This is a genomic window from Microcystis sp. M015S2, assembly GCF_020245945.1.
GTDB lineage: Bacteria > Cyanobacteriota > Cyanobacteriia > Cyanobacteriales > Microcystaceae > Microcystis.
Genome location: NZ_JADBTX010000064.1, coordinates 22869 through 29407, shown reverse-complemented (window position 1 = coordinate 29407; position 6539 = coordinate 22869). Strand labels below are relative to the sequence as shown.

6 protein-coding genes are annotated in these 6539 nt (G+C 40.4%); 4 read left to right on the top strand and 2 right to left on the bottom strand.

What is annotated here, in order from left to right:
• Nucleotides 1-105: 105 nt before the first annotated feature.
• Nucleotides 106-2823: an MGH1-like glycoside hydrolase domain-containing protein gene (locus IM473_RS12975; protein WP_287660036.1), complete on the top strand. Its 2718-nt coding sequence runs from the start codon at nucleotides 106-108 to the stop codon at nucleotides 2821-2823.
• Nucleotides 2824-2917: 94 nt separating this feature from the next.
• Here the strand turns inward: IM473_RS12975 and cofH are convergent, their stop codons facing one another.
• Together cofH and psb29 are read right to left on the bottom strand one after the other, a co-directional pair.
• Nucleotides 2918-4054 (bottom strand): 7,8-didemethyl-8-hydroxy-5-deazariboflavin synthase subunit CofH, encoded by a 1137-nt coding sequence (gene cofH / locus IM473_RS12970; RefSeq protein ID WP_287660035.1) that lies wholly within the window; start codon nucleotides 4052-4054, stop codon nucleotides 2918-2920.
• Nucleotides 4055-4191: 137 nt separating this feature from the next.
• Nucleotides 4192-4878 carry a photosystem II biogenesis protein Psp29 gene (psb29, locus tag IM473_RS12965; protein ID WP_170915588.1) on the bottom strand — a complete coding sequence of 229 codons (687 nt, stop codon included), beginning with the start codon at nucleotides 4876-4878 and terminating at the stop codon, nucleotides 4192-4194.
• Between the two features lie 69 nt (nucleotides 4879-4947).
• Between psb29 and IM473_RS12960 the strand changes: the two genes are divergently transcribed.
• The 3 genes from IM473_RS12960 to IM473_RS12950 all read left to right on the top strand — a co-directional run bounded on the left by IM473_RS12960 (nucleotide 4948) and on the right by IM473_RS12950 (nucleotide 6457).
• Nucleotides 4948-5133 carry a hypothetical protein gene (locus IM473_RS12960; protein ID WP_287660033.1) on the top strand — a complete coding sequence of 62 codons (186 nt, stop codon included), beginning with the start codon at nucleotides 4948-4950 and terminating at the stop codon, nucleotides 5131-5133.
• 192 nt (nucleotides 5134-5325) lie between these two features.
• On the top strand, nucleotides 5326-5790 hold the full coding sequence (gene smpB / locus IM473_RS12955) for an SsrA-binding protein SmpB (protein ID WP_004162719.1): 465 nt from the start codon (nucleotides 5326-5328) through the stop codon (nucleotides 5788-5790).
• Between the two features lie 118 nt (nucleotides 5791-5908).
• Nucleotides 5909-6457: a DUF2808 domain-containing protein gene (locus IM473_RS12950; protein ID WP_287660032.1), complete on the top strand. Its 549-nt coding sequence runs from the start codon at nucleotides 5909-5911 to the stop codon at nucleotides 6455-6457.
• Nucleotides 6458-6539: the final 82 nt, after the last annotated feature.

Genomic DNA, 6539 nt, shown 5'->3' with positions numbered 1-6539 from the left:
TTAATAATAATTCCTAGTAAGCTCGCTCCTATCCCTAATTCTTTCGTTAGCTTTTTGCCTAGAATTGCTAAATCTATTTCTAGCGAGAGAAGCTAGAAGCCTTTGTTGGCAAGTTTTCTAGCTCGCTTGTCCCCCTGTCAGCTTTGGAATAGTAAAGATACTATTCTTAAAGAGCGATTTTTTGGACTAACAGAAAGCGAAGGAAATCACGGGGAAGATGTCAAGGAATATTATTTCTATTTAGATAATAACCCCACTCATTCTTATATGAAGGCATTGTATAAGTATCCTTATAAATTTCCTTATGATGATCTCGTTGAAGAGAATAGAAAACGAAGAGATGCTAAGTATAATCGAGGAGAAGAACACCCTGAATATGAGCTAATTGATACTAATTGTTTCGACGAGGGATACTTTGATGTTGTTATTGAATATGCCAAGAAGACTCCCGAAGATATTTTAATTAAAATTACCGTTTGGAATCGAGGCTCCAAAGCTCATCCACTACATATTTTACCTACTCTCTGGTTTCGTAACACTTGGTCTTGGTTAGGAGATGCAGAAAGAGAAAAACAAAAACCAAGTTTGCAGAGAGTTTTGGAAAAAACTGGCAATAATATGGTGATTAAAGCTCACCATGGCGAGTTAGGTGATTATTATCTCTATTGTCAAGGAGATACTCCTCTGTTATTTACAGAAAATGAAACTAACAACGAACGCATTTTCCATACTCCTAATGCTAGTAAATATGTTAAGGACGGAATCAACAATTATGTCGTTAATCAAGAGCTAGATAAGGTCAACCCTGAACAGAAAGGGACAAAAGCAGCCGCTCACTATAATCTGACTATTGAAGCTGATGCTGATAAACCTCAAGTGATATGGTTGCGCTTGACAGATATTGCGCCAGATAAACTACCTGATGCTAATCCTTTTGGAAGTGATTTTAAGGAGGTTTTTGACAAGCGCAAAGAAGAAACTGACGCATTTTATCAAGCTATCACTCCTTCAGATTTTCAAATTTCAGGTGAGGAACGACAAGTTCAACGACAGGCATTTGCAGGAATGCTATGGAACAAGCAATTTTATTACTATATAGTTCAAGATTGGCTCCAAGGAGATTGGTCATATCAAGACAGAAAGTGGCATAAAATATACCCCCCACAAAAAACATCTGAACACATCAGAAATAACGACAACACCCGTAATCAGAAATGGACTCACTTGCACAATGAAGACATAATTTCTATGCCAGATAAATGGGAATATCCTTATTTTTGTGTCTGGGATTCAGCTTTTCATGCGATTACCCTTGCTTTAATCGATCCAGATTTTGCTAAAGAGCAAATATTGCTTTTTACTCAACTATGGTACAGCAAAGATGATGGACAAATTCCCTCTTGTGAATTTGGTTTTGATGAAGTAAACCCTCCCATTCTTGCTTGGGCAGCTTTGAAAGTTGACGAAATAGAGCATGATATATATGGCTCTCCTTGCGATCAAAAATTTTTGCAATCAATCTTTGATAATTTGCAAAAGACTTTAGATTGGTGGCTAAAAAATAACAGGCTACCTAAACAATCAGGAGAAACAAAAGACAAATATGTTTTTAGGGCTGGATTTTTAGGATTAGATAATATATCTATAGTTGATCGAAATCAATTCCTCACCCAAGAAACAGTCACAATAGAACAAATTGATGCCACAAGTTGGATAGCAATGTTTTATTTGAATATGTTGACAATAGTTACTAAGTTAGATGTAGAGAAGCAAAAAGAGCGTGAAAATTCTGCAAAAGATTTCCTGAAAAACTTCATATTAATTGTCCATGAAATAAACGAAATTGTTGACAAAAATCAAGTTGCTTTTTGGGATAGCAATGATAACTTCTACTATGAAGTTTTGAAAATTTCTCTGGAAAAATTTTCCTTAGAATTACCACTAAAATATCGCTCCATTCTTGGTATTGTTCCTTTGTTCACTGTGGAAACTTTTGGGAAAGAAACAGAAACAGATTTAACTAGGAATTTAAGAGCAAGCTTTTATAATCCAGAATCTTGTTTTGCTAGGTTTAGGAATGAGGAAGAATTCAAGTATTTACTGGGAGAAGAAGAATGTGTTGATATTCGATCAGATTTACATGAGTGCCTAGATTTATTTTTATCAATTGTCAACAAGAAGAAATTACAAAATATCATTGATAAGCTTCTTGATGAAAAGGAATTCTTAAGTGATTATGGAATTCGATCTTTGTCTAAATTTCATGAAGAACACCCGTATCAATTGGATGGTATGATAAAAATTGTATGGCATCCTGAAATTAAGGCAAATCCAGATGCGCAGCCTTTTCCAATTGAAATGAAATACGAACCTGCTGAAACAAAAACTCCTGTACATACTGGAAATTCTAATTGGCGTGGTCCGGTATGGTTTCCCATGAATTTTCTGATTATTGAATCTCTGAAGAAGTTTCATAAATACTTCAATGTCTGTTTAAAAGAAAAAGACTTTGGAGTATTATGTCCTTCAGTATCGCACCACAAAATTAGCCTTGAAGAAGTTTCAATTGAACTATCTAAGAAACTCATTAAGATTTTCCTGCTTGATGGGTCAGGGAAACGACCAGTTTACGGAGATAACCCAAAACTTCGTGAGCTTTTCAAAACCCCTGATGGCCAGGATTTAATACTGTTCTACGAGTATTTTCACGGAGATACAGGTCAAGGACTGGGAGCAAGCCATCAAACAGGTTGGACAGGACTCGTAGCTAATTTGATCTATCAGGTCGGAGAATATAACTGTCTCAAGAGCGCACCTTCTTAATACTCAATTAACGTTAGTCGGACGAGAGAATGAAAGTTTTAACCCGGGACAGGATCAAGCTTTCAGCTAATCCAGGATTCGGGTTAAATAGACTCTAATAGATTGTACCCCGTTGACGGGCGGGGCGATCGAGGGATTTAATCGCCGTTTCTAATTCCTCGACGGTCAAACAAGTACCGCCCAGGGCCCCAGCCATAGTGGTAATATGTTCTTCCATGAGAGTGCCACCGAGATCGTTGCAACCCCAGTTTAAGGCTTCTGTCGCCCCCTGTAAGCCCAATTTTACCCAACTGGGTTGATGATTTTTAATGCTATTGCCCAAATAAATCCGCGCCACTGCCGTTAATTTTAATGTATCGGCTAAGATTGGTTGATCTCGTCCGACTCGATTTCTCAGGGGTTTGGGGGCTGATTGTCCCACAAAAGGCAATAAAATAAATTCGGTGATTTTAGCCCGATAATTATTTTCTAGGGCGATTTCTTGCTGTTTTCTAATTTTTTCAAGGTGCTGCACCTGTTGGCTAGGGGTTTCAATATGACCGCAGAGCATGGTACTGGTGGTATGTAACCCCAAGTGATGAGCAATACCGACTATTTCTAACCAAGTGGCGGCATCGATTTTTTCTGGACAAATTACCCGTCTTACCTCATCCACTAACACCTCGGCAGCCGTCCCTGGGAGAGAATTCACTCCTGCTTCTTGCAGGGAAGCGATAACTTTTTCGTAACTTAAACCGTCTTCCCTAGCGATAAATTGAACTTCTTGGGGCGAAAAAGCGTGTAAATGCAGGTCAGGAAAAGCTTGTTTCAGGTTTTTAACAATTTCGAGGTAATAGTCTAAGGAATTGCCCTTAATCTTGGCTTTTGGGTTTAATCCTCCCTGCATACAAATTTCTGTCGCCCCACGACGGACAGCATCCGTCGCTTTAGCGATAATTTCCTCTAAATTAAGCCAGAAGGCCCCCTCTTCATTTTCATCGCGTCTGAATGCACAAAAACTACAATGCTGCTCACAAATGTTACTAAAATTAATGTTGCGATTGATAACGTAGGTGACGGTATCTCCCACCTGTTGACGACGCAAAAAGTCGGCCGTTTCCCGAATCTGGGCAATTAAACGGTTATCGGTAGTTTCTAGCAAGATAATCGCTTCTTTTGCCGATAAATTTGCCCCTGACCGCGCTTTTGCCAAAATATCGGTTACGGGTGCGGTGATGGAGGAGTTAGTCACGGGAGATAAATATTAAGGGTTGCCGATCCTAATTGTAGAACGAGGTCAGAAGGAACAGTAAAGAAAGAGAGCCGATTTAATCCTTTTTCTGTTCCCTATTCCCTTGTCTGCACGCGGTAATTCCGGGTTGAGAGCCTTTATTGCGGGGTGGTTTGTTTTTCCTGTTCTTTTTGTTGACGTTTTTTCTTTTCTGCTTCTAGGGCATCTTCGATCACCTTGAGCAGCTGATCCATTTTATCAAGATTACCGCGATAAACATCGAGGTCTTTTTGCAGTTTCTCGCTGGAGAGATGCAGAATTTCTGAGAACTTTTGCAAAATTTGTTCGCGTTTTTCTTTTTCCTTGATCATGTCCGGTTGTGCTTCGGCTAAAATTGTATAGAGACCGATGGCAAACAGGCGACTATACTTAAACTTAGGCGCGTTGATAACCGAAACTAAACTATCAGACAACTGATTGTTACCACCTAGGGCAGGGTTTTGCAGTTGGGAAAGCAAGGAATCAATATTAGTTTCTTTGGCAATAGCGATCATATTTTCGGCATCACGACGATAGACTTCGGGATTACCGTTAACCGCTTGGCACAAAGCATTAAAAATATTCGGTTTATCCTCCCCCGGACGATAGCCTTCCATGAACTTCTCGAAAGAAGTAACCACACCAAGGGCATAAATTGGATCATAATGGAAATCTACATTAACGGAGAGCAGGTGCATCTCGACTAATAATTCCTCAACCACGCGCCGATACACCGAATTGATGGGGCGGGTGTGGCGAGTATAAAAATCACGCTTACTATCGGAAACAGTACGAATTTTGTCCACAGAACCAAACTTCATAAAAATTTAACACTGCTCTCATTTTCTCCCTTCTCGTTCCCCCTGACAAGGCCGGTGATCACCAAAGAGCCGCAAGCAGTCAGTCCAGAGAGAGCAAAAGAGCGAGTAAGATGGGGAAATGGGGAAGTGGGGAAATGGGGAAATGGGGAAATGGGGAAATGGGGAAATGGGGAAATGGGGAAATGGGGAAATGGGGAAGTGGGGAAATGGGGAATTTCAACTAAAACCCCAACACCCTAAAACCCTAAAACCCCAAAACCCTAAAACCCCAAAACCCTAAAACCCTAAAACCCCAAAACCCCAACACCCTAAAACCCTAGCACCTAACCCCCAAAACCCTAAAACCCTAACACCCTAACACCCTAACACCCTAAAACCCTAACACCCTAAAACTCTAACACCCAAAAGCTTTTTCACTTTTCACTTGACTATATGGCTAATCAAGACGACAAAATCAAAATTATCAGTGATAACCGGCAAGCACGCCATCTCTACGAGATTTTAGAGACTTTTGAAGCGGGGGTGCAGTTGCTGGGGACCGAGGTTAAATCTGTGCGTGCTGGTAAGGTAAACCTGCGGGATGGTTACGTTTTAGTCCGCAATGGCGAAGCGGTGTTAATTAATGTTCATATTTCCCCCTACGAACAGAGTAGCGAATATTTTAATCACGATCCGCGCCGGACGAGAAAATTGTTGATGCACAAAAAGGAAATCAGCAAACTCATCGGTCAAGTGGAACAGAAAGGCTTAACTCTTGTGCCTTTGAAGATGTATTTTAAAGGTAGTTGGGTAAAAATCAGCATTGGCCTCGGTAGAGGCAAGAAATTACACGATAAACGCGAAGATTTGAAACGTCGTCAGGACCAACGGGATATGGCGCGAGCGATGAAGCGTTAACCAAGACACTTATCGGACTGGCAAAGGTCTAGGTAAGAAACGAGCGGGTTTTGTTACAGTTGAACTGTATTAGGCTCCTTGCGGCTGTCACCATCCCCCTCACTTTGGGTTAAAATTTATGTTAAAAGTCTTGACAAAAGTAATTAAATATGCTAAAGCACCCGCTTTAATTGCTCTATCTTTAGCTGTGGGTGCGGGGATTATTTTACCAAAAATAACTTTAGCCAATGGCAACCCCGGCCTAACCATTTTTAGCGGAGTCGATCGCAAGGATATCTTAGATTATTTCTTGCAATTCGGTGGTCGTCCCAAGCAAATGGATCGTTATAAACTCTATATTCCCCCGAAAAAACTCTCCCAAGGGGCCGCAGCTTTTTTTATTTCCTATCCCGATTATTTTAACGGCCAGTTTGATACTAATAAAATCGAGGTACGCATCAACAACAAATCTTTACCTTTAAAGGAAGTGGTTTGGGACAAGGATAGTCGCATTATTCAAATTGTCCCCGAACAAGCGATCGATCCGACCAGCAAAGTTGAAATCGTCATGTCTAATGTCAGAAATCCTGAATTAGGCACTTATTACTTTACCTGTGATGTGATTGCCTCTGGCAATATTCCTGTCCGTCTCTACGTCGGTACTTGGATTGTCAGTATTGAACCCTAAGTATTTATTGGGAATAGGGAAATGGGGAAATGGGGAATTTCAACTAAAAACCCCAACACCCCAACACCCTGTTAGTCCGAGA

What these genes read in the sequence shown, in the direction of transcription:
- smpB (WP_004162719.1), top strand. Translation starts at nt 5,326, where the DNA reads ATGGCTAATCAAGACGACAAAATCAAAATTATCAGTGATAACCGGCAA.
- IM473_RS12950 (WP_287660032.1), top strand. Translation starts at nt 5,909, where the DNA reads ATGTTAAAAGTCTTGACAAAAGTAATTAAATATGCTAAAGCACCCGCT.